This is a genomic window from Leptospira paudalimensis, assembly GCF_026151345.1.
Lineage (GTDB): Bacteria > Spirochaetota > Leptospiria > Leptospirales > Leptospiraceae > Leptospira_A > Leptospira_A paudalimensis.
Genome location: NZ_JAMQPR010000001.1, coordinates 1820732 through 1847298 on the forward strand (window position 1 = coordinate 1820732; position 26567 = coordinate 1847298).

The window sequence follows — 26567 nt, forward strand, 5'->3', positions numbered from 1 at the left end:
GAACCTGCAAATATTTGTTTGGCATTGCACAATTATGGCAGATCAGACTTGGACCAAACATGAGAACGGATGACAAGCCCTGTTAGGTCTTCTTTTTCCAAGCCGTACTGTCGGTACACAATCTTTCCGGAGCGATCAAAAACAAGAACACATGGTATCCCTTCCACTTTGAAAAAATCTGTCATTTTCCAGTCTTTATCAAGTAAGGTGGGATAACTCATCTTCAATCGAATCATATCTTCTTTAATTTTTTCTAGCGGTTCCGTTGTGTCTGTATTGATCCCTCGAAAAACAAAATCTGACTCGGACACAGAATGTTTCCATTCATTGATCGTAGGTACTGCCTTTGCACATGGTTCACACCATGTTGCCCAAAAATCCAATACAATCACTTTGCCTTTCCAATCTGACAATGCCTCTGTGGTTCCCGTGATGGTTGGCAAAGGATCTGGATAAAAATCTACTTTTCCTGCTTCTGGTTTACAAAAAAAGAAAGTAAGGAAAACGAGAAGATAAAATCTGGAAGATATCAATTGGGAGAATACGGTTTTACTTTTTGGAATCATTGATTTATAACTACTTCTCCAACTTAGACGAATGGAATGATTACGTAAAGGGAAACTGGAAAGGAAAAGGAATTTCGATGATTCCTTCCTTCACAGAACCTTATGAATCTGGTGATGAAACCCTCGTTATGTGGAAGTTTCAAGAAAACCAAATCAAATCCGTTTTTTCTCGCGGGAAAACAAAATACCACCTCAATTGGTCAGTGGAAGGTTCCATTCTCTGTGACCGGATCAAACTATTCGCCAATGCTGAAGATTGGGAATGCGAAATCCAAGCCATGACAAAGGAACGATTCCATTTACATGTGGTTCCCAAACAAGATAAAACTAAAATTTTATTTTCTGGTGTCGTGACAAAAAAGAAAGGGTTTTTATCCTTCTTCTAAAACAGATCGAAACACAGATTCTGTGATTTTGGCAGCATTTTCCCAACGAAATTCATCTATGGAAACATTCACAGGAGTTGGATTCTGAAAGAATGAATCAATGGCTTCTGCCCAATGTTTAGCATCTTCATTGGAACTAATTGGTAAATAACATACTTCTTCTTTCCCAATTTCATGGAAGGTAGGAATATCAGATACGATACACGGAACCTTATGGAATAAAGCTTCCACCATCGGAATTCCAAATCCTTCATATTTACTCGCAAAAACAAAAAGTCCTGCTCGTTTGTACACATGTTGTAATTCTGAATCGGAAACTGAATCCAAAATAAAAATATCTTTGTAGAGTGTTCGTTCCTGGATTAACTCTTCAATGAATTCGGGAGATTCCCATCCGATTTTTCCAACAATCACCCATGGTCTGTAGTGGTGGGGATTTTTTTTTCTGTATTCTCGATATACTTCTAATAAAAAGGGGTAATTTTTCCTTGGTTCGATAGTGGAAACAGACAATAGATAACCATTCCCCAAGTCTTTCACTCGGTTTGACATGGGTGTGTCTAATAACTTTGTCATTTCCACTGGATTCACTCCAGGATAAGCAACTCCAGTTTTTTCAACTGGATAATCAAATTTTTTACACATATCATCACTTGTTTGTTTGGATATGGATAGTATAAAACTCGATCGCCTAACGGAATAACTTTGGAATAATCTTTGTTGTAATCTCGCAATCCAACGCATTGTATTTGGATATAAATACAAAACCAAATCACAATACGTGAGTACTGCCTTAAGTTCTCTTGGCAAAAAAGGTGGTAACACCTGTTGTGAACCCCAAAACAAATCCAATCGATGGGTCATTAAATAAAAAGGGATGTAGAGATTATAATACAAGCCACCTTTCCATTTTAGAAAACCTCCACCCTCTACCCACCTAACATTTTTTAATTCAAGGACAGCTTTATGATCAGGATGAATCGGCAAATGTGAAAATAGCAAAAACTCATATTTTTCTTGATTGGGAAAAGCTTTTAAGGTTTCTGCAATGAGACGTCCTACACCAGAAACTCTAGTGGATAAAGGACGTGCATCCAAACCGATTTTAAAAGTTTTCACCATCGTTCCTTCACCTTAAGTGAAAGTTGGTGGAAATCAATTTTGCTTTCCAAATATTCTACAGCTTTTCTTTTTCCGGCAACCAGCCCAAAAGATAATGTTGTTTTTTGGTTAAAGGAATAAGGTTTATCTTTTAAAGGAAAAAATGTAAAATTTTCCTCATCTAATAAAGCAATCCCACCACAGATATCCCATTCATTTTTTGGTTTTAAGGACACAATTAAATCGATAAATCCTGCGGATAATAAACCAAGTTTATAAGCAATACTTCCCATGGATCGAATTTCAAAATCTTCATGCCAAAAAGTATCATCAAAAAGTCCCTCTCGCATTTCTGAAGCCGAAACAATTAATACCGGTTTTTTGTTTTGTCCCTTTAATTCTTGTAACGGATGTAATACGGAGCCACTTTCAACAAGTAAGGTTCTAAAATTATCTTCCGTAGCGTACGGCGCTTGCAGTTTTGCAAAAAAACTATTTTTTCCTTTCGAGAAAAATTCACCTGTGGCAGGGTTAAAGATGATCCCCCAAATTGCCTCACCGTTCCGAACAAGTCCCAAACTGAGTGCAAATTGGTCATTTTTTTTGACAAATTCACGTGTACCGTCGATGGGATCTAAAATCCATACCCATTCTTTATCCAAACGAGAAACGGTATCTGCTCTTTCCTCAGACAAAAATCCATGTCCAGGGAATCGATTGGAAATTTTTTCATACAAAAATTCACTCGCATACAAATCCGCTTCGGTAACAGGATCATTACCACCTTTATCACGAATCTGAAAATCAGTTTTATAAATGCTTAAAATGGAATCCCCAACTGATAGAACCCACTTCCATACTTCCTGAAACTCTTGTTCTTCCATTCCGTCCTTTTTTCTGGACCTAATTAATTCTTTTTTTCTTCTTTATGTGCACCAGAACTTAAATCCAATCCTTCTGGTTTCTCTAATACAATTTCTTCTACAGGTGAAGTCACATATGTTTCTGGATCCACTGGGAACTGGTATTGAAAATAATAGTTCTTATACTTTACATAAAAAGTATTTGTCCCTTCTGGACGTTCCGTTTGTAGGTCTTGGAATTTTAAATCTTTTAATTCTTTTTTAGGATTTGCAAACCGTTTTGATAATGTACTGCGAACGGAACTTACCATATTGGCTTCAAAGTTTTTTTTCTTTTGTTCTTCAGTGAGTTTTGGGTTTCTTAGATGGTCCTCTAATTTGGTAAACTCTTCCGCCAAACCAGTGCTTTGTTGTGAATATAAAACTGTTACACTGCAACTCACAATTACCAATACTTTCATCAAAAACTTCATAAGTTTACCCCTGATTCCTCATGATATTATCTCTAATGGTGTATATGCCAATAAGAATTTTTTATCCAAATGGGATCCAAATCTCACTTCTACCTTTCGGTTGTCCCCAGAACCAGACAAACTCAAAATACGTCCTTCTCCGTATACTTTATGTCTAACTTTCATTCCGATTTGGAAATCACTGTCTCCTGTTTTCGCAAGAACTGATTCAAATTTTTCTTCTGATTTTTGAAACCTTTCCGCACGCGGAGCAACATCTGGCCTTCTAACACCATATCGATTTTCTGTAAATTCCCCTTCCAAAAATTCTTTTGGAATCTCCTCCAAAAATTGGGATGGTAAACGAGCATCTACTTCTCCAAATTTTCGAGTAAACCGACTAAAACTAATCTCTAAATGTTCGCGTGCTCGAGTGATCGCAACGTATGCAAGCCTTCTTTCTTCTTCGATTCCCTCTGGTGAATCAATCGAAAGAAAATGAGGAAACGTTCCCTCTTCCATACCAGCCATAAATACATGAGGGAATTCTAATCCCTTCGCATTGTGAACTGTCATAAGGATTACGTAATCTGGAAGATCTTTTGAATTTTCTTCACTTGTAATCAACGAAATATTACTTAAATATTCTTCTAAGGTTGCTTCAGAGTTAGTTTCTTCAAATTCTTTCAGTGCATTCACAAATTCATTTAAATTTGATAGTCTCGAAAACGAATCCTCAGTCGCTTCATTTTCTAAAAATTCACGATAACCAGAATGTTCTAAAACATCGTAAGCAATTTCGGAAGGAGTTTTTTTTCTTAAATCTTCCATTGCTGATTCAAACATACGATACAACGAATGTAATTTTTGTGAGGTTCCTTTTTTGATTTCAGGAATTGGTTGGCCTAAACACTCAAATAAAGATAATCCTTCTTTTACAGAATGGGTCAGAAGCCGATTGACGGTAGTATCTCCAATTCCTCTGGGAGGAGAGTTGATGATACGAAGTAAAGATGTTGAATCCACTGGATTCACTACAACTGACAAATAGGCAATTAGATCTTTTACTTCTTTTCTGTCAAAAAAACGAAACCCGCCAAAAATTTTATATGGGATTGCTTTTTTCCGAAGTGCTTCTTCAAAGTATCTGGATTGTGAATTGGTTCTATAAAAGATAGCAAAGTTTGAATATTTTTTTCCTCTTCGGAATCCGGTTACTATTTTTTGAACAATTCCTTCCGACTCTTCCATCTCGTTCTGGTATGCAGTGAGTTTGATTTTATCACCTAACGGATTTTCAGTGCGTAAGGTTTTATTGGTTCTTTGTTTGTTATTCGCAATTAAGGCAGCCGCAGATTCGATGATGGTTTTTGTGGACCGGTAATTTTCTTCTAATTTGACAACAACTGCATCAGGATAATCTTTTTTAAAATTTAATATATTCGATATATCAGCACCGCGCCAAGAATAAATGGACTGATCATCATCACCAACCACACATAAGTTTTTATGAAAGGAAGAAAGTGACTGAACCAAATGGTATTGTATTTTATTCGTATCTTGGTATTCGTCTACCATGATGTATTTCCATAATCTCTGGTATTTCTCCAAAATGACTGGAAAATCACGAAATAGAATCACAGTCTTTAGAATTAAATCACCAAAATCCAATGCGTTACGTAATGATTTCCTTTTTTCATATTCCAAAAATACGGAAGCAATTGATTTTGTATAAGCATCATCTGCCTTTTTTTTAGCAAATTCTTCGGCTGTTAAAAAGGAATCTTTGGCTTGGGAAAATTGATTCGCAAGACTTGATGGACGAAATTCCTTTGTATCCATTTCCTTTGACTTTAAAATTTCTTTGATCAGTGACTCTTGCATATCACTGTCATACACAGTGAAATTACTCCCAAGTCCTAATACCTTACCTTCTCTCCTCAATAGATACAAACAAAGGGAATGGAAGGTACGAACAAAAGGTTCATAGGTTCCATCTGGTAATAAACTTCTGCATCTGGATCGCATTTCCTCTGCAGCTTTATTGGTAAATGTAACAGCTAAAATCTGGTTTGGATAAATTTTGTGATTGAGGATTAAATTTGCAATTCTGTAGGTGATAACTCTTGTTTTGCCAGAACCCGCACCAGCCAAAATCAAAAGTGGTCCATCGACAGTTTCAACAGCTAGTTTTTGTTCTGCATTTAGACCAACTAACTCCACTTAGAATCGCATGTCCCCAATTCCAAATACAAACTGGAAACTATTATTATCAGGATACAATCCAAATGGCCTATCCTCCACTCCAGTATAACGTATCTTTTGTGCAAAATACAAGCGAAGTGGAAGTACAGGAATTTGGATCCTTAGACCAAAACCCCAAGAAAATCGAAAATTAGACATGGATAGGTTTTTACTCGAAAGCACCAAATTTCCTGGATCATTCACAACAAGTGGAGAATCGTAGATTTTTTTACCAAAAGAATTATAGTTTTCGAATAAGTATGTTTCGACCGGTTCCGTTGACCTTTGAGATGCAACCAAACTATCATAGTTCTTAAAAAATTCCTTTCGTTCCCCGACAGCACGATTGATCTGCTCATACATCGAACCTGCATCAAAAAAGATAACAAACCACAATAAGGTTGGTTCAATTGGAAACCTTAATTCAGACGTAAACAAAACCCGACTAGAAGCACCATCTTTCCATTCATCAGGATAGTATTTATCGTCAAAAAACCATCCACGTAAGGACTCATAACCACCTAAAAATAGCCGGTCTTGTACTTGGATATATGGTATCCTTTCTTTGTCCTGGTTTCTATATTTAGGAGTCCTTTCAAACGTAAAGACAGAAGACGTTCTAAATTGTTGGACAACTCTCCATCTTCTCAGAGCATTTTTTCGGATTAAACCAAAAAAAGTATAATCGAACCATGTATGATAATATTCTAATATAGGGCTAAATTGATCAAAATGGCTTTCTCCACCTAAAAATTGACCCACATTATCAACTGAAAAAATTAAGTGAAATCCTTGTGTTGAGTTAAAAATGTTATCACGGCTATCGTAAGCAAGACCATTCGTTAACTGTGACCGAAATTGCCACCCACGATCCACTTCGGCAAGTACCTGGTCAGATACAAGAGACGTAGGCCTAGTTGAGGCAAAAAAGGATGGGGAATAACGATGGAAATGTGTCCAGTTAATGAGAAACCTGTGTCCAATACCTGCACTGACACCCACTCCCGATCTTTCATAAGAAGCAACTTCTTTGATCCCTTGGTTGTTGTTTTCTGTAATGGAAGTAGCTCCCACAAACAAAGTACGTGAAGAATAAAAGGCAGAAAGAGTTAAGGACCAAGGTTTGTCCATAAACCATGGTTCTGTCCAAGAGATTTGTAAGTATCTACGAATGGGACCAAATTCCACCCTTCCGGTAATTTGTTGCCCTGATCCATTTAAGTTATTCTCACCTAACTGTGTAAAGATGGAAAATCCAGTAATAGTTCCGTATCCACCCCCCATCGAAACAGTTCCGGTTGGTTGTTCTACAAGTTCGATGATTAGGTTCATCTTTGTCTCATCTGAACCTGGTCTCATGTTGAAGTTTACTTCTTTGAAATAACCTAAGTTAAAGATCCTTTCCCTAGATCGGTTCACGAGAGTTGAGTTAAATAAATCACCAGGCTTAAATAATAATTCGCGCCGAATGACTCGGTCTTGGGTTTTTTTATTTCCCTTAATGATGATATTTTCAATGAATGCTAAGTTATTTTCACGGATCGTAAAATCGACATGGATGAATTTTTTACCACGTAACTTAGGATCTTCTTCATATATTTTTCTGAGCCTTGCCACATTCAATCGATTGTATTCTTCATTACAATCAGCGATTGCATCCGGATTTCCTCTTTTATCACAATTCTCGTAACGTGACAATGATCCATCGCTAAGTTCGATAACTTTTCTTCTTGGAATTACCTGAGCAAACAAGTATCCTTTTGCCGAATAAGCTTCGTTAATTGAAGATCTATCCTTTTGAAATTTTGTCTCATCAAAAACTTCTCCCACGTCGGCAGGTGCAAACTCAAACTGATCTTCTAAAAACTTGACTGGGTAAACAGGAGACCATTCCTCTTTTGGAGTTCCAATAGGATTGTTTTCTTTATTTAAAAACTGTGGCATCCCATTGGGAGCAATGGTTAGGTCATGATTCGTTGTATAACCGTTATAAAAGTATTGTTCACCTTCAATAATTTTAAAATTAACGATAACAACCCTTTTGTCTTTTTTCTTGGGATTTTCCCAACGGATTTCCCAATTTGTGCCTTCATTACTTATTTCTGCGTCTACATATCCCCTAGATTTTAAATACGCAGCAACTTTTTGTTTATCTGATTCAAAAGCAGACTCTTTGAATACTCCTGATTCAATGATACCACTTTCCTTTAAATCCATGATTCCTTGGATATCGTATGTATCGATTTCATTATTACCAAAGATATTGATTTTACTGACTGGAATTTCTTCTCCCTCATCAATAATAAACTTCACCTTAACTGTGTTTGTTTCCGGATTCACTGGTTCCGTTTCAAAACGAACATAGGCTAGAAAAAATCCTTCGTCTCGGTATTTTTTCAAAATCACTTCTTTTGAAAGAGTCACTTTCTTTGGAGTTATGACTTCATTTTCCTTCAATGGAATTTTATCTCTTAGGTCAGAAGGGAAAACTTCATCAGCGCCGATAAAATCAATATCTTTAACCCTAGGTCGTTCTTTTACTAGGACTAAGATTTTAACTCCATCACCATCTGCTTCCCCTTGGATGTCGATGTGGTAGAAAAAACCTGAAACAAACAATGCGCGCATGTCAGCATTGAGTAAACCTTGGGAAAGTTGGATCCCGGGTCTCATATCCATTAATTCCAAAATATCATCCGAAGATGTATTTATGTTTCCCTTAAATTCTATTTTCGTTATGACTTTATCGATGAATACAGAGCGGTTAGACCATAAGGATACCCACTCTGCAGATGTAATCAAAAGCAAAGACAATACAAATAGGCTAAGGTATTTTAAATTTTTACGAAGTTTCAAAAATTACTTAGTAGTGCCTTTTACCATTGCAAGATTAAAGCGACTAACACCTGCAGCATTCACTGCATCAATCACTTTAACAACAACTTGGTAGGACGCACCACCATCTCCGCGAATGATCACTTTGTTTTTCTTTGGATCTCTCTCTTTTTCAGGTCCTAAAAAACCATTGATTTTTTCTGTTAGTCCTTCTAAAGGAACTGGTTCGGAATTTTGATCCAAATAAATTTTACCCTGTTTATCAACAGTGATGACTAGTTCATCTTTTTGTTTTTCTTTTGCAACACTTGAAGATCTTGGCAATTCCACTTTTAAAGCGGTATTTTTTTCCAATGTTGCATTCATTAGAAAGTAAATTACAATAAAAGAAATTACATCGATAAGCGGTGCAAGTTCGATATTGTTAAATGACTTTGTTGTTTTACGAAATTTCATTTTTTGTTATCGTTTGTTCAAATGAGGAAGAACTAAATCTGTTACGTTTTCCATTTCCGTAATTTTCTCTTCCTTCATTCTAGAAAAAACATTATAAAAAATATAAGCTGGAATCGCTATTCCAAGTCCCATCGCTGTTGTGATGAGTGCTTCCGAAATACCCACTTCGGCACCTTGTGTTCCCGCACCTTCGGCAAAGGATCTTACGATACCAATCACAGTTCCAAGAACTCCTAACAATGGTGCAATGGTTGCAATGGTCCCAAGTCCAGTGAGGTAACGTTCCATCAAATAAATTTGTCGGAATCCTTCTTGTTTGATATCTTCTTCCCAAAACGAAACACCACGGCGTTTTAAGTCAAAGGCCATTCGAAGTAAGATTGCCGCTGGGGATTGTACGTCTTGAGTGAGGACATCTTTTGCATCGTCCCACTTACCTTCTCTGGCAAGTTCTCTTACCCGACGAAAGTGATCTTGTGGGATACTTTTTAATCTCCAATAATATACAAGTCGTTCCACGATGATGGTAAAACCAACGATGGATACAAAAATGATCAAGATGGGAATGGTTTGTGGAGGAACCGATGAAATGATTGAATCTGATTTAGCGAAAGGAAAAGACATGAATGAGACCCCATTGAAGGATTACGAATAGAGTTTTCAGTCTTCCCTTTTTCGCCAAATACTATTTTTAAAGGACTAACCAGCTTTTTTCATCAAAAGGTCAGTTGCCGCTTTGAGGACAGCAGAAGTCACCTGTTTTCCTCCGATCATCCGTGCCAGCTCCCGTTTCCTCTCTTCAAAATCCAAAACTGATGCTTCCGAGACAGTTCGACCACCTTCTTGCCGTTTTTCGATCTTAATTTGGTGGTCTCCCGCCGCTGCCACTTGTTGGGTGTGAGTGATGAGCAGGATTTGTGAATTTCGTGCTAGTTTTTTAAGCTTTATGGCCATGGCCTCTGCCGCTTCACCACCAAGTCCCGTATCCACTTCGTCCAGAACCAACATTTGGGGCGAAGGTGCTTGTTTGCCAAGGACACTTCGAAGTGCAAGCATCACCCGAGACAGTTCCCCTCCAGAAGCTACTTTGCGGAGAGGTCGAGGTTTTTCCCCCGGGTTGGCGCTAAAATAGAATTCGATTTGGTCAAGCCCTGATTCTGAAAGAAAATAGGACTTGGATCCTTCCTCAACTTCACCTTCAGGATTTTCCTCCCATCGAAGTACCACTTGGAGTTTCCCTCCCTCGAGACCTAAATCCACCATTTCTTTTTGTACCTCTTCTTCGAATTGGGAAATGGCATTCCTTCTTAACTTTGAAAGTTGGAATCCTAATTCTTTGAGTTCCGACAAACATTGGTCCTTTTTGATGCGTAAAAAATCTTCATCACCAGCTTGTTCCTTCCAACGTTCGAGTTCCGATTTTTTCTCTTCTAAGAGTTGGTTGATTTCTCCGATGCTTCCATTGTATTTTTTCTTCAATTTTTTAAGGTCTTGGAGCCTTGCCTGCACCATGTCCAAACGTTCCGGACTGAAAAATAATTCTTCCTCTTCTTCACGGATGACTGACTTCAATGACTTAAGCCTGTCATACACCTCTTCCCATTCTTCTAACATGTCTCTTTTTTCAGGGATAAGAATGGTAACTTTTTGGATGGCATGGATGAGGCTTGGGAATACTTTGAGGATGGAATTTTCTTTTTCCGAAAGTTCTTCTAACACCAAACGGTAGTTTTCTGCTAATTTTTCTCCATTGGCGAGTAAACTTTCTTCGGAACTTAAACTCTCTTCTTCTCCATCTTTCGGTGCAATTGTTTCGATTTCTTCCACCTCATATTCCAAAATTTCCTTTCGTTTTAACATGGTTTTCCGAGTTTCTTCAAAGTCAGAAAGTTTTTGTTTCCAATGACGGTATTGTTGTAAGGCAGATTTGAATTTAAATTTTAGTGACTCCAAATTTCCAAACCGATCAAGGAATTCCAATTGGTTAGATTTTTCTAAAAGAAAAAGTTGTTCGTTCTGGCAATGGATCTCCGCCATTGTTTTGCCGAGTTCTCGTAAATGAGTGGTGGAAGCAAGACTCTCACCGATTTTCACTCTTGCCTTTCCATCTTTCATTAGTTCCTTTGTGATGACAATTTCATCACCCGTATAACGAAACCCTTGTTCCATCAGATAATCTTTTGTTTGGTTTTGGCCAGTGAGGGATAAAACGGCTTGTAAGGAATAACGATCCTTTCCTTGCCGAATATTGGCAGTGGAACACCTTCCACCAAAAAGCGAAGCCAATGCATCGAAAATTAAAGATTTTCCAGCACCAGATTCTCCAGTGAAGACGGACAAACCATCCGAGAGGGAAAGTTCAAGAGATTCAAAAAGGGCAAAATCCTTAATTTTCAAATGTGTGATCATATAGACTCCTGTTTGCTATACAAACAGTTACTACTTAACATATAAGTAGTCAACGAAATTTTTTGAAAAACTTAAAAATTCTCAATTTCTCTTCCCTTCCTTTTTGAAACTCTGGTGGAAAAGGCACCCTATGAAAGATCTTGAAGGCAAAATCCACCTCGTTTCAAGTTTACCCCTATTCCGCAGTCTTTCGAAAAAAGAAAAAACTTGGGTGGCTGAGTCAGTTCACATTGTAGAAAGAGAAAGAGACGAAATCCTTTTCACTGCTGGTGATAGTGATCGGAGTTTATTTTTAATTCTTTCTGGTGGGATTAAATTGTTTCTCCCCAAAAAAGGAGAAGGCAAACGAGAAGAAGAAGTTCAATACTTAAAAAAAGGAGAATATTTTGGAATCCAAGCTCTATTAACGGGCGAAAAACACAACCATACGGCTGTTACCGTCACTGAATCAAGATTTTTGGTTTTGTCGCAGTCAGAATTCCAAAAATTAATTCAAAAAATCCCGTACCTTTCCATCACATTTTCCAAAATGCTGACAAAATCCTTACGTGGGGAACTGTTAGGTGGAAAGGAATACTTTCGAAATTCTGTTGTTTGCCTTGTCCATTCCGATCCGATCGCAAAAGAAAAGTTTTCCGAAGAACTGGTAACGAGTATTGAAAGAGAATCTGGTAAAAAAGCAGTCATCCTGCATTTTGGCCAAAATAGCAATCTGCCCATTCCTCATGCGAAATCTTACAAATTCAAAGATGCAGACCGCATCAAAGAAACCTTAGGCAAACATTATGCGAGCCATTCTTTTATTTTTTTAGAAGTATTTCCTGACACAGAATCAGAGCTCAAACAACTGTTACTCGATGAAGCTGACCATATTGAAAATTTTGTTTCCAAAGATGTAGAATCAAATCTTTGTGATTCGATCACAAAAGATGCAAAGGAAAATCAAATCCTCTACCACGAAACCAATATCAGGGATATCCTAGACCACGGTAAGTGGGAAATTTTCATTCGTAGGAAAGCAAGAGAACTTTCAGGGGTTGAAATGGGAGTTGCCCTCGGTGGAGGAGCTGCTCTTGGCCTTGCACAAGTTGGGATCATGAAGGTGATGGAAGAAGAAGGCATCATTCCAGACATGATCGCTGGAACCAGTATTGGTGCGATCATCGGCGCATTTTGGGCGAGTGGCCTGGGTTACAAAGGAATCCTTCCCTTACTCGGTGAAATTGATAGTCTATTTAAAATGTTCAAACTGGTAGACTTATCCTTTCCAGGACAAGGTTTACTCCATGGAAAACATGTTCGAACACTCCTCGAAAAATACTTAGGTGATTTGTACTTTGATGATTTGCCGATCAAACTAAGGCTCATTAGTTGTGATATTTCAACTCGACAAGAGATTGTTCTATCGGAAGGAAAGGTATTGGATGCTGTCATGGCAAGTATCTCCATCCCTGGAGTCTTTGTACCCCAACCACAAGAAAATGGAAAAACCTATGTAGATGGGGGAATTGTAAACCCACTCCCTGTTTCTGCACTCACCCAAGAAGGAATCCAAAAAATCATCGCGATTAACTCCATGCCGAGTTCCAAAGATGAAATGAAAACAAACAAACTCCTCAACTTAAATGTACTCGATATCATTGTGAACAGTTTGTATTCGTTACAATATCGAATCGGTAAATATAGCGCTCAGGAAGCAGATGTGTATTTAAATCCAATCCTCCCCAATTCAAATTGGTTTGAATTTTGGAGGAGTAAGGAGTTTATTGAACTAGGAGAAACAGTGACAAAAAGTTCACTCGAAGAAATCAAACAACTGTTTAGCGAAAAAAATTAATCCCGATCAGGGGATAAAATCACAATGTTAAAAGGGTTTCTTTCATTTTTTTCTGATTCCGAAAGTGTTTCAGAAAATCGAAGGGCACCTGTAATCACAGTACCAGTAGTAAGACCAGCAAAAATACCTTCTTTTTCATATAAGTCAGCTTGCAGGTGTAAGGCTTCGTCTTTTGTCACATGGAAATAATGATCAATGAGTTTTGGATCATACACTGCAGGAAGACGGATCCTTTCTCTTTCTTTTGGATTGTCTGTTTTTCCATACTCCATAAAAGGAGAGTTTTGTTTTCCAGCGATGATGACCTTAACCCTTCTGTCTTGTGACTTTAGGTAACGACCAATTCCTGTAATAGCCCCACCTGAACCTGGTGCTGAGATCACAGCACCTACCTTCCCTTGTAAATCGCGCCAAATTTCAGGACCCGTCGTCTTAAAATGGAAATTGGGATTGGCTGGATTTTCTAATTCATCAGGCAAGTAACCACCCATTTTTTTGGATTTTTCTTCCGCAAGTTCCAATAACTTCAAAGGATCAGATTCATTTGTCACGGTCACTTCTGCACCATAACTCCTGAGGAGTTGGACTCGTTCTGGGGAAGTTGTGAGTGGAACAAGGCAATAAACAGGGTAACCTTTTACCTTTCCAATCCATGTGAAACTAACAGAGGAAGAACCAGCACCTGAAAGGATAATGGGCATTCCTTTTTTTAATTTTCCACGTTTTTCGGCATCTAATACCATCGCAATGGCAGTCCGATCCTTCGCAGAACCAGTGGGATTTAAAAACTCTGCTTTTAAATAAAATTGAACTCCCGAATACTCGGAACCAATTCGATTCAATCGGATCAGCGGGGTGTTGCCAATCAATTGTAAGACATTGTCTTTGATCGGTTTGGCAACGGAAAGTTCCTTTCCAAAGATACCTTGTACATTGTTAAGCGCTTGCAACAAACTGTTGCCAAAGTCATCAATCCCTTTGGAAATTGGATCTATCATTTATTTAACTTTGATTAACTCAACATCAAACACAAGTGTAGAGTTAGCAGGAATTGGACCCACAGCTCTGTCACCATATCCAAACTTTGGTGGAATGGTTAGTTTGCGTTTTCCACCTTCCTTCATACCGACAATCCCTCGTTCCCAACCTTGGATCACTTGGCCTTGTCCCAATTGGAAACTAAACGGTTCCCCTCTGTCGACAGATGAATCAAATACCTTTCCATTGGTAAGTTTTCCCGTATAATGAACCACAACTGTCGTTCCACGGATCGCTTCTTTCCCTAACCCTTGTTTGGTGTCTTGGATGAGAAGTTCGTCTGCAGAAAGTCCTGTCACAAATAGAAATAAACTGAGAGTTAAAAATAACTGTTTCATGTGGCTAATTATACACTCTTTCTGTACAACCAGGGAACATCTTTTTGGTTCTTTTCTTCAAATTTTTGAATAAAATCTGCTTTTTGGAGGGTAAGACCAATGTCGTCCAAACCATTGAGTAAGCAATGTTTACGGAAGGCATCGACTTCAAAAGGGTATTTTTTCCCTTCTTCTGTGATCACAACTTGGTTTTCCAAATCAATTTCCAAATTGGCACCAGGTTTTTTATCGATCGTTTGGAATATTTCTTCGATTTGTCCTTCTGGTAAAACGATCGGTAACATTCCGTTCTTAAAGCAGTTATTGTAAAAAATATCCGCGTAGGATGGAGAAAGGATGGCACGAAACCCGTAATCTTCTAATGCCCAAGGTGCGTGTTCACGAGAAGAACCACATCCAAAATTGTCACGAGTGACAAGAATGGTTGCCCCTTGGTATCTAGGTGCATTGAGAACAAAATCAGGATTTGGTTTTTGTCCTGCATCATCCAGAAATCTCCAATCATGGAATAAATGTTGTCCAAACCCTGATCTTTCGATTTTACGAAGGAATTGTTTGGGGATGATTTGGTCTGTGTCTACGTTTGCTTTGTCAAGTAAGGCTGCGATCCCTTTTAATTTCGTAAATGCTTTCATCTTATTTCCACTCCCGAATGTCTACAAAATGACCTTCTACAGCAACTGCTGCTGCCATTGCGGGTCCCACTAAATGTGTCCTTCCACCTTTTCCTTGTCTTCCTTCAAAGTTCCTGTTGGAAGTGGAAGCACAACGATCTCCTGGAGACAATACATCGTCATTCATAGCAAGGCACATCGAACAACCTGGGTTACGCCATTGGAAACCAGCTTCTAAAAAGATCTTATCAAGACCTTCACTTTCTGCTTGGCGTTTCACTCGGCCAGAACCTGGAACAATGATGGCCTCCACGTCTTTACTTACTTTTTTCCCTTTGACCGTGTTTGCAACAACACGCAGGTCTTCAATCCTTGAATTGGTACAAGATCCAATGAATACTTTATTCACTTTCACATCGGAAAGTTTTTGCCCTGGTTTTAAATCCATATACGCAAGTGCTGATTCTGCGGATTTACGTTGGACTGGGTCAGTAAAATCATTCGGACTTGGTACTGTTGCCGTGACTGGAATCACTTGGCCAGGGGATGTTCCCCAAGACACCATAGGTGCAATTTCATTTGCATTGAGGATGACAGTTTTATCAAATTTAGCCCCAGGGTCTGTGGCATAGGCTTTCCACTTAGCAACCGCAATTTCAAACTGTTCTCCTTTTGGAGCAAAGTCCCGACCTTTGATGTAGTTGATGGTAGTTTCATCTGGTGAGATGAGACCTGCTCTTGCACCAGCTTCAATTGCCATATTACAAATGGTCATACGGCCTTCCATACTGAGGGAACGAATGGCCTCACCCGTAAATTCAATCACATAGCCAGTCGCACCATCTGTACCAATTTTTCCAATGATCGCAAGTACGATGTCTTTTGCGGATACAAGTGGAGAAAGTTTTCCATCCACTCTGATTTCTAAGGTTTTAGGTTTTTTTTGGACAAGGGTTTGTGTTGCTAACACATGTTCCACTTCTGATGTACCAATCCCAAAAGCAAGAGCTCCAAAAGCTCCGTGTGTTGCTGTGTGAGAATCCCCACAAACAATTGTCATACCAGGATGGGTAAGACCAAGTTCTGGTGCGACTACGTGAACAATTCCATTATCAGGATGGTTGATATCAAATAAAGTAATGCCGTTTTCTTTACAATTATCCATCAATGTTTGCATTTGCAAAACAGAAATGGGATCCACGGATTTCCAATCTCTAGTCCTTGTGGATACGTTGTGGTCCATCGTTGCAAAAGTTGCATCGGGACGTCTCACCCTTCGGTTGGTCAATTTTAAACTTTCGAAGGCCTGTGGGCTTGTTACCTCATGCACCAGGTGTCTATCAATATAGATTAGGCAGGTCCCATCTTCCTCGTGAACCAAATGGTCATTCCAAATCTTCTCAAACATGGTTTTCATAACTAGACTCCCTCACTTCCAGTCATAACTCGGACATGGGGGTCTGTGTCCAGGGAATTTGAAAAAATAGATTGATTCTTAAGGTGTTTGGACAGTAGAGCCGTCTACATACGTCCCTGAGATACTGGAACAATGGGCGGCTGCCGTGCCAGCCCCACCAGTAAGAGGCGCTGTGTACACACTGATGATGTACCCGACACTGGATTGGGTCACCTTGCAGGATCCGACCACACCTGTCTCTGTGCACTTAGCTGTTTGTTTTGTACCCGAGAGGCAACTTGTCAAATACCCATAATAATTTTGGCAAACCCCACCACCTATGGCACAAGCAAATTTGTAGGTTTTGGTGGAACCACCATTCAATAAATCAGTGAGGTCTGAATCGGAAACAGTTTGTACCGCAGTCCCATCCGTTAACACGGACAAGGGATTGGCAGTGCCACTTTCTTTTTGGTACACGTAAAGGAGGTAACTTCCTGATTTTGTGAAACTAATGATGGTTTGGGTCGAGTCTGTTTTGGTGTATTCTGTACCTTCTTTGGCAAGTGGAGCAACATTCAATTCCAAAGGGCAACTTGTGGACGAATACACTGCCACTTTTGTCACCCTAGACAAAACTACCCTTGTCCCAATTTGAGCACCTTTGATTTGCATCACGGAATAATAGGTATCCCCAGCAAGTAAAAAAGAAACCGACTGGGAACTCGTTGTGATCCCTGTATAACCTGCTTTTAGTTGAGAACCAAGTCCGGCCACAGTGCAACCGCTGGCTCCCGATTCTTTCGCGAGATAAAGAGAAGTAGCCGTATCATTTTTGTTCGTTTCGCCAGAACAAAATAAAAATACAAATAGGGAAACAGAACAAACAGCGAAACGCGTTACCTTTCTCAATTTTCCAACTGCTTCCATTTTAGTATCTCCCTCGAAACGTAAGGATGGTTTTACCCAATTGAATTTCATCCAAATTGTGCAAAACTTTTGGACGTAATAATTTTTTGCCGTTTAAGTATACACCCGAATGGGAAAGACAATCAAACAATATATATTTTCCCCTTCGGTTTTTTATCTTTGCATGGAAACCAGAAACATTTGGATCATGTAAGACAATATGGTTGGATTCAAAATTGCCAATTGTCATCTCATCCCACTGTAAAGGAATAGGTTCATACATTTGGCTCCCTTGTCGTACTTGGATGACAGCATAGGTATAGGAAACTCCTGGCAAAATCTCCTTTTCTTTGGTCACAAGAGCGATTTCTCTATCCTTTGCCGCCTTCTCTAAGGTTTCTCCATACATACGATCATAAACGGCAAGTTCCTCTTTTCGTTCCAAGTTCTCACCTTCAGGGACGAGGATAGCAGTTTTTTCGATTCCATTCCTTCGTTCATTCTGAATGGGTTCAAATCCTCTTAAATAATAAAGGGATGCAATGCATAGTAAAATGAGAAATAGACTCACGGGGAAAAAAACAAAAGGATCTGAAATTTTGAGATATAAAGTTTGGAATGGAGAAATTTCATATTGGTATTCAAACCTGACACCATTTGTAACAGATGTTAGAGTCCCATAAATTTCATTTTCTTTCCACAAAGATAAATTCCATGGAGAAGGATAAGAAATCAACCAATCAGGACTCATCGTTGCTTTAAGATCAGAAAATAAAAATTCAAAACTCTCCGACTTTGAAATTGGATAAAAATTTCCCTTTGTATAACTCACAAGTTTATTGGCTTCCAATGAATTGGGGGAGAGCACAATCAAACGTAAGTCCTTGTCATTGATACGCCTTGCAAACTCTGGAATTTCAAAACGATCAGGCCATTCCTTTGCAAAACTCACGAGCAATAAGATATGATCTTCTTTGGTTTCATTCGTTGGAATCGAATCAACAAATCGTTCCCAATTACGAATCGGAAACTGTAAGTTATTTTCCTTTGGGAAGGGAAATGATACATCCAAAACTTGGGAACGAATCCGTTCAAACACATGAAATGTTTGGTCCGACTGGATATGGAGTTTAGAATGGCCACCACTTTGTTCCGATAATTTGACAAGTTGTTGGACAAGGTGGAGTAACCACCTTCTGTCTTCCGCATTTGTGTAACTGGGAATGGAAATATTCAGATAGATTGGGTTTTTAGTTTCAAGTTGGGATAAGTGGATGTCTTCAGTGAGCCTTACCGTATTCCCCAATTGTTCTTGGAGGGTATAACCACCAGTATTTAAATTTCCATTTACATGCAAACGGAGTTTTACATCTGGATAGGATCTAAGGTCAATGGAACGAAAGGAGACTTGGCCCTCCGGAAATAGAGACAAGGGCAAAAGAAAAAAGAAAAGGAAAACAATCCTATTGAAATAAAACAGATGCTTCCTTGAGTTGTTTCCCATATTCCGAATTTGGCTCCAATTGGTGGTTGTTTATGGGAAGAGTCTCAATCACTTCCCCTTCTTTCATTATCGTAACTTGGGATGCTAGACTTTCGATGATCCTAAGTTCATGTGTAATAAAAACAACTGTCATCCCTGATTTTGCAAAATTTTGAACAGTTTCCAATACAATTTTTTCAGAAAAAGCATCAAGCCCCGTTGTTGGCTCATCCAAAACTAGAATTTTTGGAAAACGAAGGAAGGCTAACGTGAGTAAGATCCGTTGTTTTTCACCTCCTGAAAGGTTTTTTGCCACTCGATTCCAATGCCCACGAGGGATGGACAATTGATCAAAATAAGATAAAACGATTTCTTCAGTGACATGGTTTACTTTAGAGAGTTTTAAAAAATCTAAAACTTGGCTCCCAATCGTTCGGTAGGGATGGAAGGCTAAATTGGGATTCTGAGGGACGAGGAAAACATTCTTTTTCTCTGGAAACTCATTGGAGAAAACATCACAACCTAACACAGAAAATAAATCATAACTGATTTTGCTGTCGTCAGGTAAAATGGAAAATAAAGCTAGTGCAAGAGTCGATTTTCCGGATCCAGATTCGCCGATAATTCCATGGATGGTTCCGGCTTTGATTTCCATTCCAATGGATCTCCAAATGGAATGGCCTTCTTTAGTGATTAACGAGGCATTTTTAATTTGGATGACGTTACGATTAGTCGAGTCCAAACAATTCCTTCTCTATGATACTACAAAGTATATGTCCAATTAAAATGTGGGATTCTTGAATCCTTGCAGTGACTTTAGAAGGAACTATCATTTCCGCATCTGCTTTTCCTTTTAACTTTCCACCGTCTCCACCAAGTAGTAATACAACTTTCATTCCAATTTTTTTAGCTTCTTCTACCGCCAAAATGATGTTTTGCGAATTTCCGGAAGTTGTTAAGCCAACAAATACATCTTTCGGTTTTCCAAACGCTTGGATTTGTCTTTGGAACAAAAATTCATATCCATAATCATTGGAACAAGCTGTTAACACTGCTTGGTCACTGTTCAGAGCAATGGCAGGAATTGCTTTCCTTTCATTCCCTGATTTATAACGTACAACCAATTCTGCTGCAATATGAGATGCATCACAACTAGATCCACCGTTACCACAAAAAAACAAAGTTCCATCATTTCGTAATGAGTCCACTAACAGTTTTCCTGCAGCGGATATATTTGGTAATAAAGAAGGAAGGAGTTGTTCTTTGACTCGTATGGATTCTTCAATTTGGGATTGGATGATTGTACTATGCTCCATGTTCTAATTCCTTTTCTCTTCTTTCTTGTATCAGATTGATTTTATTACCAAATTCTTTTAATGCAGAACCAAAACCATAAAGATTTTTTGTTTTGGAGTGTGGATTGTTTTGGTTACTAACACCTAAATTCAAATAGAATAACTCGTCCCTAACGAGGCGTTTTTGCCTTTCCGTTGCGATTTTAACAAAAAAATCTTTACACTCTTCTCCGATGGCCAACATAACAAGTGCCATTGAATTCGGTGACATTTGTAACAACAATTGTTCCTGCCAAAATCTTTCCCAACCAAGAACAACCCGCCAATCATCTTTGGGAGCATCGGTCTCTAAAAATAGATCTGCTTTTGGTATGGCAAATTGATTCAGAAAGTCATCTAAATTCCCAATCTCTTTGGTTAGATTTTGGTTCAAATCACCCTCATCAACAAATAACACACCTGCCCATTTCCCATCCTTATTTTTATACAAATGGTTATCGGTAACTAAGATGATCGAATAATCTTCACCTTCGATTCGAAATAGTTTTTCATTTGTTTTTGTTAAGCGAAACTTTTTTGTTTCGGTAACGAGGCCTGAGCTTACCTGTTTTGTGGGGAGTTTCTTTTTCCAAGATTCACTTGCTGTAACCCATTCCATAAGAAACGATTTTGGCTCTTTTTTCCGTTTTTCAGAATCCTTTCCTTTGGAACTTTGGTCTGATTGGAATAGGGAGAGGAATTTTTTCCAAAATCCCCTTTTCTTTGGTGAACTATTTTTTGCCATAGTCTTTTCTTACATTAGAAGGTCGTTCCAACTTCAAATTGTCCAATTCATATAATTTCGCATATTTCAGAAAGGTAGAAAAGGAAGATGCAAGAGCAATCCAAAGTCCTGGGATTCCATCTAAAAAACCAAATTTAAATACATAAATTTCAAAGAATTTTCCAAAGGGTTTAAAAATTGTTTTTAGAAGAGAAAACCTTTCTCCTTTCGCATAACGAGTGTAAGCAACAATACTTGAGAATTGATTGATCGTATTGATTTGGTGGCTAAAATCGGTAAAACTATAATGTAAGATATCACCTTTCATTACCTTTCCTCGAGATCCCATTTTTAATTCTATATAGTCGTGAGGGTTTTCACCTACCCAATTTGCACTTTCTTTCTGAAACAATCGGTAACGGCGTTGGGGATACCATCCACTGTAACGGATCCACTTACCTAAATGGAACGTAAGCCTTGCGATTTTAAATCCTTCACAATGGATTTCATCCGCTTCTAGGAACGTGATGATTGATTTTTGGAGTGTTTCGTTTACTCTTTCATCTGCATCTAAAGATAGGATCCAATCATTTTGACAATAGGAAATGGCTTTGTTTTTTTGTTCGACATGGCCCGGAAAGGGAGCTTCAAAAAATCGAACGGTGGGGAACGATGTTGCGATTTCTTTTGTTTTGTCTGTGCTTAATGAATCAAGTACGATGATTTCGTCTGCAAAGGTGATTACGGATCGAATGCAATCACCAATATTTTTTTCTTCATTGAAGGTGATGATTGCCACTGACAATTTTCTTTTTCTCTTGCCATCCATAGGAGTTAAAACCTATTCTTAGAACCAAATATGATTGGGAAAGAAACATTTCATAAAGTTTCCTATGTTTTTCTCTGGCTTTTTTTGGCTTTCTCCCCTTTTTCCATTAGCCTTAGCCAAATCTTCGCGGGGCTATCCCTATTCTTTTTATTCTTACACCAAATCAAAAACAAAGAACTGCCCAAGTTCCCCAATGCACTTCTTTTTTGGATCGGACTCTATGTTAGTTTCTTAATTTTTCCCCTCATCGAATTCCAAGAGATCCATTGGAAAAAAGACATCGTAAAATCTGAATTTGGTGATCTATGGATGGCTTTTTTACTCCTCCACCAAACATCACTTACAAACTTACAGAAAAAAAAATTACAAAAAGCGGTTCTTTTGGGAGCGATTTTCCTGATCCTTTCAGGACTTGTATCTTGTTTTTTCCACTACAGACTTGCTCCCTATGTAATGGATGGTTTTCGTTATATCGAGGGAAAACGACTTCCTCATTTACTCGCAATTCTACATGGAATTTCAATTTATTTACCAATCGGTTTCCAAAGCACCCATTTAACCTATGGTGGCCTACTTGCTTTATACCTTCCTTCGGTTTTGGAAAAAACATTTGTTCTCTTCCAAAAGAAAAAAATCCGAATCCATTTGTGGAAAGTTTCTTTGTTGTTTTTTAGTTTCTCTTTGTTAGGGATTTTACTTCTATTTTTAAACCAAAGCCGGTCAATTTGGATTGGTTTTTTGTTTAGTTCCATCCTTCTGTATCAAAATAAAAAACCATCTTTAAAAAAAATCCTACCTTGGCTCGTATTTGGAATATTTTTGATTCTGGCAATCTTTATCAGCTTTTATCATACCAATTGGATATTCCAAAGGGCCATTGATGACATCTTCACCAAACGTTCGCTAGAGAATCAAAGGATTTGGATCCATAAGATCAATTTCATTTTGGTTAGAGAAAATTTTCTTTTTGGAATTGGTGCAGGGAACTATGGAGAACGATTTATTGATTCTGCCATTCCCATCATCGATCAATTTCCAGAACTCTATTATGATTTGTTCATAACGCCCAAATCACATGCACATTTTGATTTTTTCCATGACATCCTACTTGGAGGAAGTTTTGCCTTTATTTTCTTTTTGAGTTTTTTGTGGGTGATTTGTAAACAAATCGAATCCACTCAAAATCAATTTCTGTTTTCGATCGGAATTTTTGTAGTTCTCTTAGCGGGAAGTTTTCAGTGTTATTTGTTAGATGATGAAGTTTTATTACCTTTTATGGGTTTATTATCGATTCTCCCACAATTGAGAAAAAACAAATTTGATTTCCAATCCACAATTAAGGATCAACTTGAGAAAAGTTCTAAAACTTTTTTTCTTAATCGAAATTTCATTCCCGTTTCCTTCGGAATGATTTTACTTTGGCTCTTTTCCTCTCTGACTGTCACCTATCTGTGGAGCCAAACGGAAGATAAGGATTTGGTTATTCACCGAACAAGGACCAAAGATAACTTTCCAAGTCCATTCTCACAAATGTCAATCGGTGCAGAAACTCCAATTCCGTTACCAGGTTCTCCCAAAGAATGGTATTTCAAACTTTCAGGCTGTTTGGACAAAGAATTGAATTTTAGAACCGAACCAGTCGTTAGAAAAAAGCCAATCCAAGTGAAAATTCTCTGGGACAAGGAATTTGAGAAACACTTACCCAATTCCATTCTTGTTGAAATTCGAAAACGAGAGAGTTTTGACCAAGACAAGGAATATAGAGTTCAAGGAGAGCGCATACTCAAAACGAGCTCACTTCCAATCACAGGAAATGATCATCTGGTCTCCGTAGATCCAAGTGATATGCTACAGGGAACACCAGAGTTTGTGGATTTTGGGTTTTGGTATGAGTGGGAGGGAAACGAACCTTATTTGCCGAGGATCCAAATCACAGGGAATTGTGAGTAAATCATAATTGTCGATAGTTAGGTTGAATTAATTTGAGGGTATCACTTCAAACTTCGGCCATCCTGGCCTTTCGTTTTCAGCCCGTCCGACTCGCGACTTCGAACATCCTGTCCTAAAGAAAAATGGTTCCACGCTCCCTACGCGGGTTGGCTACCATTTTATTTGCATGTAGTCGTTCGAATCATACCTGGAGCGGGAATCGAACCCGCACGGGATTACTCCCACAGGATTTTAAGTCCTGTGTGTCTACCAGTTCCACCATCCAGGCGTTTGTTGTAAGACTAGGCGTCGGCCGGATTCGAACCGGCGGTCAAGCTTTTGCAGAGCCATGCCTTACCACTTGGCCACGACGCCAATCGTGACTTTGGATAGGCTAAAATAGGAGACCTAGGTGTCAAATGGAAACTGAATTCACTTTTCATCGGATTGTAACATTTCTTCCAAAATTCAAATTGCTCCCCCAATTTTTGCGAGGTGCAATGCAAATATGAAGCTCCAAAGATTTGTTTTTGTAACCATTTTATCATTTTTCCTTCACCCACTTCTTGCAGACACAGTAAAAGTAAAAGCGACTAAAGAAGTATTAGAAAATGTAAAGACTTCTTCTCCAACTGCTAATTATGTTTTAGTGGAATCGCAAGATGGCACCAAACAAGCGTTTAAGAAAAATGCAGTTGAAGTCACAGCACTTCCTGTTGTTTGGGAACAACCAAAGGATGAAGAAAAACCTGGATTTTTTTCAGGATTATTTGCCTCCAAAGGGAATTCAGAAGAACAAAAATCAGCGGAGCAAAAAGCAGAAGGAAACCAAGAAACATCCAAAGAAGGGAAAGAAAACGAAAGTATCTTCTCCAAACGTCTTCCTGAGCTCGCAATGGGTGGGATGGCTTTACTTTGGATCCTACTCCCTTAAACGAAAGTAGAAAATTCCTTTCTGCTAAAACTCAACGTCAAACCAAAATTTTAAGACAAACTTCCTATTCCCATTCAATGGTACCTGGAGGTTTGTGGGTAAGATCATACATCACAAGAGAGATACTGGGTAGGTTTAACAATTTGTTTGTGATCTGAGACAAAATGTTTCGGTTCATTTGGTAAAAATTGGCAGTCATCGCTTCTGTAGATTCAACAGGTCGTAAAACCACTCCATAGGAATTTTCACTTAATCCAACAGGAACAAGCACAACTGGCATCTGCCAAATTTCGTTGTGGATCGATTCTTCATAAAGGATTTGGTTCACAATCGCATCTGCTTCTCGCAAAATATCTGCATGATCTTTGTCTAACGAAAGTTTTGTGTAAAAGAATTCTCTATCAAAATGAGTGATACCTGGGGCAAATACCACACGATTGATTTCTTTTTTGGTATTGGTGATTTCAACAGACAATTGGTCGAGTTCCTTCCAATCGGAAGTAAAATCATTGAGGACCGCACAGTGAGCATAACTCCTTTGGTCTCCCTGAACACCAACAGATAGAATCGGTAAAATTTGAATCTCTGCTTTTGGAAATTTATCCATCCAGGCACCAAAATCGATTTGGGGCGGATTTGTTTTCGGACTTGCGATCATACGTACCACAAGGCCAGGCCCTGGGAAAGGGTGGCGTTCGATCCATCGTTCTGGTAGGCCAAGTTTTCTACCTAAATCCCTAACTTCGTCTTTATAAAGGTCCGCAATTGGTTCTACAATTTTTCCCTCGCGGATCAGAGCTTCGATTTGGGGAACACGGTTGTGGTGGGTTTTGATTTTATGAGAATGTTTGGTTCCGCCAGACTCGATCGTATCTGGGTAGATTGTCCCTTGGCCAAGTAACCAATGTTCGGCATCGAGTCCAAGAGAGGTTGTCGCCTTACCTTGTGCTTCTAAGAATAAATCTCCAACGATCCTTCGTTTTTTCTCAGGTTCAAATTCGTTTTGTAAGTGTTTGTAAAAAACGGCACTTTCATCCCAAATGGTAAGGTCAAAACCCACTTGGTGTAAATTGTCCATCAGATCTTTAACTTCATTTTTCCGCATAAACCCGGTATCAACAAGGAGTCCCTTAACACGGTCTTTTCCTAGAGCTTTGGCAAGGAGTAAATAGGCAACAGAAGAATCCACTCCCCCAGAAACGAGTAAAAATACATTTTTCCCAGATGGGACTTTTTTTTGTAAGGTTTGGATTTGTTCTTCTAAGAACTGCGATATACTCCAGGTAGCAGAAACACCGCATAACTCTACAAAGTTTTTGAGTAAAATTTCCCCTTCTTCTGAATGGGTAACTTCTGGGTGGAATTGGATCCCATACAATTTTTTGGAAGTATGGGAAACAAACGCATAACGGCAGTGATCCGATTGTGCGATCACTTGGAAATCATTTGGAAGCCGAATTACCTCATCTCCATGGCTCATCCATACTTTAGTCTTTAACGATAACGATTTTGATAATTCTGAATTGGCATTTTCGATCTCTAGAATGGCAGGTCCATATTCTTTCGTGTTGGCGGAAACAACCTCTCCTCCAAGCACACGCATCATAAGTTGATGGCCATAACAAATTCCTAAAACTGGAACAGAGGTGTTAAAAAAACCAGAGGGTAATTGGGGTGCACCTGCTTCATACACACTACTGGGTCCGCCAGAAAGAATGATCCCGGCATAGGATTCGTAAACAGACAAGGGTTCTTCGTTGGAAAGGATTTCTGTATAAGCTCCAAGCCTGCGAATACGGGAAGCAATGAGGTGAGCATACTGGCCGCCGAAATCGACGACTGCGATTTTTTTATCACTTTTCATGGGATGGTTCCAAAATATTTTTGTTA

24 protein-coding genes and 2 tRNA genes are annotated in these 26567 nt (G+C 38.7%); 4 read left to right on the forward strand and 22 right to left on the reverse strand.

From position 1 onward, the window contains the following. Positions 1–32: 32 nt before the first annotated feature. Entirely contained in the window at positions 33–566 is a 534-nt protein-coding gene (locus ND855_RS08485) for a TlpA family protein disulfide reductase (protein WP_265357987.1), read from the reverse strand. Between ND855_RS08485 and ND855_RS08490 the strand changes: the two genes are divergently transcribed. Next, positions 557–952: a hypothetical protein gene (locus tag ND855_RS08490; protein WP_265357988.1), complete on the forward strand. Its 396-nt coding sequence runs from the start codon at positions 557–559 to the stop codon at positions 950–952. The genes ND855_RS08485 and ND855_RS08490 overlap by 10 nt on opposite strands. Here the strand turns inward: ND855_RS08490 and ND855_RS08495 are convergent. The 8 genes from ND855_RS08495 to recN form a co-directional block, all read right to left on the reverse strand. Further along, positions 938–2074, reverse strand: coding sequence for a glycosyltransferase family 4 protein (locus ND855_RS08495; RefSeq protein ID WP_265357989.1), 1137 nt, complete (start codon positions 2072–2074; stop codon positions 938–940). The two genes, ND855_RS08490 and ND855_RS08495, sit on opposite strands and share 15 nt — an antisense overlap. Next, entirely contained in the window at positions 2068–2937 is an 870-nt protein-coding gene (locus tag ND855_RS08500; RefSeq protein WP_265357990.1) for a 3'(2'),5'-bisphosphate nucleotidase CysQ, read from the reverse strand. Before ND855_RS08500 ends, ND855_RS08495 begins: the two co-directional genes overlap by 7 nt. A 23-nt stretch (positions 2938–2960) precedes the next feature. After that, entirely contained in the window at positions 2961–3389 is a 429-nt protein-coding gene (locus ND855_RS08505) for an LIC11625 family surface-exposed protein (RefSeq protein ID WP_265357991.1), read from the reverse strand. Between the two features lie 18 nt (positions 3390–3407). After that, complete coding sequence (locus tag ND855_RS08510) at positions 3408–5591, reverse strand: ATP-dependent helicase (protein WP_265357992.1); 2184 nt, start codon at positions 5589–5591, stop codon at positions 3408–3410. Then, positions 5592–8468 carry a BamA/OMP85 family outer membrane protein gene (locus ND855_RS08515; RefSeq protein ID WP_265357993.1) on the reverse strand — a complete coding sequence of 959 codons (2877 nt, stop codon included), beginning with the start codon at positions 8466–8468 and terminating at the stop codon, positions 5592–5594. A 3-nt stretch (positions 8469–8471) separates the two neighbouring features. Further along, positions 8472–8903, reverse strand: coding sequence for an ExbD/TolR family protein (locus ND855_RS08520; RefSeq protein WP_100717074.1), 432 nt, complete (start codon positions 8901–8903; stop codon positions 8472–8474). A 6-nt stretch (positions 8904–8909) separates the two neighbouring features. Further along, a complete protein-coding gene (locus ND855_RS08525) occupies positions 8910–9527 on the reverse strand; it encodes a MotA/TolQ/ExbB proton channel family protein (RefSeq protein ID WP_100717075.1) in 618 nt (205 codons plus the stop codon). A 75-nt stretch (positions 9528–9602) separates the two neighbouring features. After that, the gene (gene recN / locus ND855_RS08530; protein WP_265357994.1) at positions 9603–11312 is read right to left on the reverse strand and encodes a DNA repair protein RecN; all 1710 of its coding nucleotides are present in this window, start codon (positions 11310–11312) and stop codon (positions 9603–9605) included. 130 nt (positions 11313–11442) lie between these two features. Here recN and ND855_RS08535 point away from each other — a divergent pair, with 130 nt between their 5' ends. Then, complete coding sequence (locus tag ND855_RS08535) at positions 11443–13149, forward strand: patatin-like phospholipase family protein (RefSeq protein WP_265357995.1); 1707 nt, start codon at positions 11443–11445, stop codon at positions 13147–13149. On the opposite strand, the gene ND855_RS08540 is transcribed toward ND855_RS08535, so the two are convergent. The 10 genes from ND855_RS08540 to ND855_RS08585 all read right to left on the reverse strand — a co-directional run bounded on the left by ND855_RS08540 (position 13146) and on the right by ND855_RS08585 (position 21814). Continuing rightward, positions 13146–14147: a PLP-dependent cysteine synthase family protein gene (locus tag ND855_RS08540; protein ID WP_265357996.1), complete on the reverse strand. Its 1002-nt coding sequence runs from the start codon at positions 14145–14147 to the stop codon at positions 13146–13148. The genes ND855_RS08535 and ND855_RS08540 overlap by 4 nt on opposite strands. Beyond that, positions 14148–14525 (reverse strand): FKBP-type peptidyl-prolyl cis-trans isomerase, encoded by a 378-nt coding sequence (locus ND855_RS08545; RefSeq protein ID WP_135662990.1) that lies wholly within the window; start codon positions 14523–14525, stop codon positions 14148–14150. Positions 14526–14533: 8 nt separating this feature from the next. Continuing rightward, entirely contained in the window at positions 14534–15160 is a 627-nt protein-coding gene (gene leuD / locus ND855_RS08550) for a 3-isopropylmalate dehydratase small subunit (RefSeq protein WP_265357997.1), read from the reverse strand. A 1-nt stretch (position 15161) separates the two neighbouring features. Continuing rightward, positions 15162–16556, reverse strand: a complete 1395-nt coding sequence (leuC, locus tag ND855_RS08555) for a 3-isopropylmalate dehydratase large subunit (RefSeq protein WP_265357998.1) — start codon at positions 16554–16556, stop codon at positions 15162–15164. A 78-nt stretch (positions 16557–16634) separates the two neighbouring features. Beyond that, positions 16635–17516 (reverse strand): hypothetical protein, encoded by an 882-nt coding sequence (locus ND855_RS08560; RefSeq protein WP_407658709.1) that lies wholly within the window; start codon positions 17514–17516, stop codon positions 16635–16637. After that, positions 17467–18948 carry an FHA domain-containing protein gene (locus ND855_RS08565; protein ID WP_265358000.1) on the reverse strand — a complete coding sequence of 494 codons (1482 nt, stop codon included), beginning with the start codon at positions 18946–18948 and terminating at the stop codon, positions 17467–17469. Before ND855_RS08565 ends, ND855_RS08560 begins: the two co-directional genes overlap by 50 nt. Continuing rightward, a complete protein-coding gene (locus ND855_RS08570; RefSeq protein ID WP_265358001.1) occupies positions 18908–19669 on the reverse strand; it encodes an ATP-binding cassette domain-containing protein in 762 nt (253 codons plus the stop codon). The genes ND855_RS08565 and ND855_RS08570 overlap by 41 nt, the downstream gene beginning before the upstream one ends. Then, entirely contained in the window at positions 19656–20243 is a 588-nt protein-coding gene (locus tag ND855_RS08575) for a D-sedoheptulose 7-phosphate isomerase (RefSeq protein ID WP_265358002.1), read from the reverse strand. The genes ND855_RS08570 and ND855_RS08575 overlap by 14 nt, the downstream gene beginning before the upstream one ends. Beyond that, complete coding sequence (locus ND855_RS08580) at positions 20233–21006, reverse strand: LBBP_01157 family protein (protein ID WP_265358003.1); 774 nt, start codon at positions 21004–21006, stop codon at positions 20233–20235. The genes ND855_RS08575 and ND855_RS08580 overlap by 11 nt, the downstream gene beginning before the upstream one ends. Continuing rightward, positions 20993–21814: a glycosyltransferase family 2 protein gene (locus tag ND855_RS08585; protein WP_265358004.1), complete on the reverse strand. Its 822-nt coding sequence runs from the start codon at positions 21812–21814 to the stop codon at positions 20993–20995. The genes ND855_RS08580 and ND855_RS08585 overlap by 14 nt, the downstream gene beginning before the upstream one ends. Before the next feature lie 30 nt (positions 21815–21844). On the opposite strand from ND855_RS08585, the gene ND855_RS08590 reads away from it, so the two are divergent. After that, positions 21845–23764: an O-antigen ligase family protein gene (locus ND855_RS08590; RefSeq protein ID WP_265358005.1), complete on the forward strand. Its 1920-nt coding sequence runs from the start codon at positions 21845–21847 to the stop codon at positions 23762–23764. 184 nt (positions 23765–23948) lie between these two features. Here ND855_RS08590 and ND855_RS08595 read toward each other — a convergent pair. Further along, positions 23949–24032 (reverse strand) — tRNA-Leu (locus tag ND855_RS08595). A 15-nt stretch (positions 24033–24047) separates the two neighbouring features. Then, positions 24048–24118, reverse strand: a tRNA-Cys gene (locus ND855_RS08600). 133 nt (positions 24119–24251) lie between these two features. Here ND855_RS08600 and ND855_RS08605 point away from each other — a divergent pair. Beyond that, a complete protein-coding gene (locus tag ND855_RS08605; RefSeq protein ID WP_265358006.1) occupies positions 24252–24677 on the forward strand; it encodes an LIMLP_04285 family protein in 426 nt (141 codons plus the stop codon). Between the two features lie 64 nt (positions 24678–24741). Here the strand turns inward: ND855_RS08605 and guaA are convergent, their stop codons facing one another. Next, entirely contained in the window at positions 24742–26541 is a 1800-nt protein-coding gene (gene guaA, locus ND855_RS08610; protein ID WP_265358007.1) for a glutamine-hydrolyzing GMP synthase, read from the reverse strand. Positions 26542–26567 lie beyond the last annotated feature (26 nt).

What these genes read in the sequence shown, in the direction of transcription:
- guaA (WP_265358007.1), bottom strand. Translation starts at nt 26,541, where the DNA reads ATGAAAAGTGATAAAAAAATCGCAGTCGTCGATTTCGGCGGCCAGTAT.
- leuC (WP_265357998.1), bottom strand. Translation starts at nt 16,556, where the DNA reads ATGAAAACCATGTTTGAGAAGATTTGGAATGACCATTTGGTTCACGAG.
- ND855_RS08505 (WP_265357991.1), bottom strand. Translation starts at nt 3,389, where the DNA reads ATGAAGTTTTTGATGAAAGTATTGGTAATTGTGAGTTGCAGTGTAACA.
- ND855_RS08540 (WP_265357996.1), bottom strand. Translation starts at nt 14,147, where the DNA reads ATGATAGATCCAATTTCCAAAGGGATTGATGACTTTGGCAACAGTTTG.
- recN (WP_265357994.1), bottom strand. Translation starts at nt 11,312, where the DNA reads ATGATCACACATTTGAAAATTAAGGATTTTGCCCTTTTTGAATCTCTT.
- ND855_RS08575 (WP_265358002.1), bottom strand. Translation starts at nt 20,243, where the DNA reads ATGGAGCATAGTACAATCATCCAATCCCAAATTGAAGAATCCATACGA.
- ND855_RS08565 (WP_265358000.1), bottom strand. Translation starts at nt 18,948, where the DNA reads ATGGGAAACAACTCAAGGAAGCATCTGTTTTATTTCAATAGGATTGTT.
- ND855_RS08485 (WP_265357987.1), bottom strand. Translation starts at nt 566, where the DNA reads ATGATTCCAAAAAGTAAAACCGTATTCTCCCAATTGATATCTTCCAGA.
- ND855_RS08585 (WP_265358004.1), bottom strand. Translation starts at nt 21,814, where the DNA reads ATGGATGGCAAGAGAAAAAGAAAATTGTCAGTGGCAATCATCACCTTC.
- ND855_RS08580 (WP_265358003.1), bottom strand. Translation starts at nt 21,006, where the DNA reads ATGGCAAAAAATAGTTCACCAAAGAAAAGGGGATTTTGGAAAAAATTC.
- ND855_RS08605 (WP_265358006.1), top strand. Translation starts at nt 24,252, where the DNA reads ATGAAGCTCCAAAGATTTGTTTTTGTAACCATTTTATCATTTTTCCTT.
- ND855_RS08590 (WP_265358005.1), top strand. Translation starts at nt 21,845, where the DNA reads ATGATTGGGAAAGAAACATTTCATAAAGTTTCCTATGTTTTTCTCTGG.
- ND855_RS08545 (WP_135662990.1), bottom strand. Translation starts at nt 14,525, where the DNA reads ATGAAACAGTTATTTTTAACTCTCAGTTTATTTCTATTTGTGACAGGA.
- ND855_RS08535 (WP_265357995.1), top strand. Translation starts at nt 11,443, where the DNA reads ATGAAAGATCTTGAAGGCAAAATCCACCTCGTTTCAAGTTTACCCCTA.
- ND855_RS08520 (WP_100717074.1), bottom strand. Translation starts at nt 8,903, where the DNA reads ATGAAATTTCGTAAAACAACAAAGTCATTTAACAATATCGAACTTGCA.
- ND855_RS08525 (WP_100717075.1), bottom strand. Translation starts at nt 9,527, where the DNA reads ATGTCTTTTCCTTTCGCTAAATCAGATTCAATCATTTCATCGGTTCCT.
- leuD (WP_265357997.1), bottom strand. Translation starts at nt 15,160, where the DNA reads ATGAAAGCATTTACGAAATTAAAAGGGATCGCAGCCTTACTTGACAAA.
- ND855_RS08495 (WP_265357989.1), bottom strand. Translation starts at nt 2,074, where the DNA reads ATGGTGAAAACTTTTAAAATCGGTTTGGATGCACGTCCTTTATCCACT.
- ND855_RS08500 (WP_265357990.1), bottom strand. Translation starts at nt 2,937, where the DNA reads ATGGAAGAACAAGAGTTTCAGGAAGTATGGAAGTGGGTTCTATCAGTT.
- ND855_RS08560 (WP_407658709.1), bottom strand. Translation starts at nt 17,516, where the DNA reads ATGAAATTCAATTGGGTAAAACCATCCTTACGTTTCGAGGGAGATACT.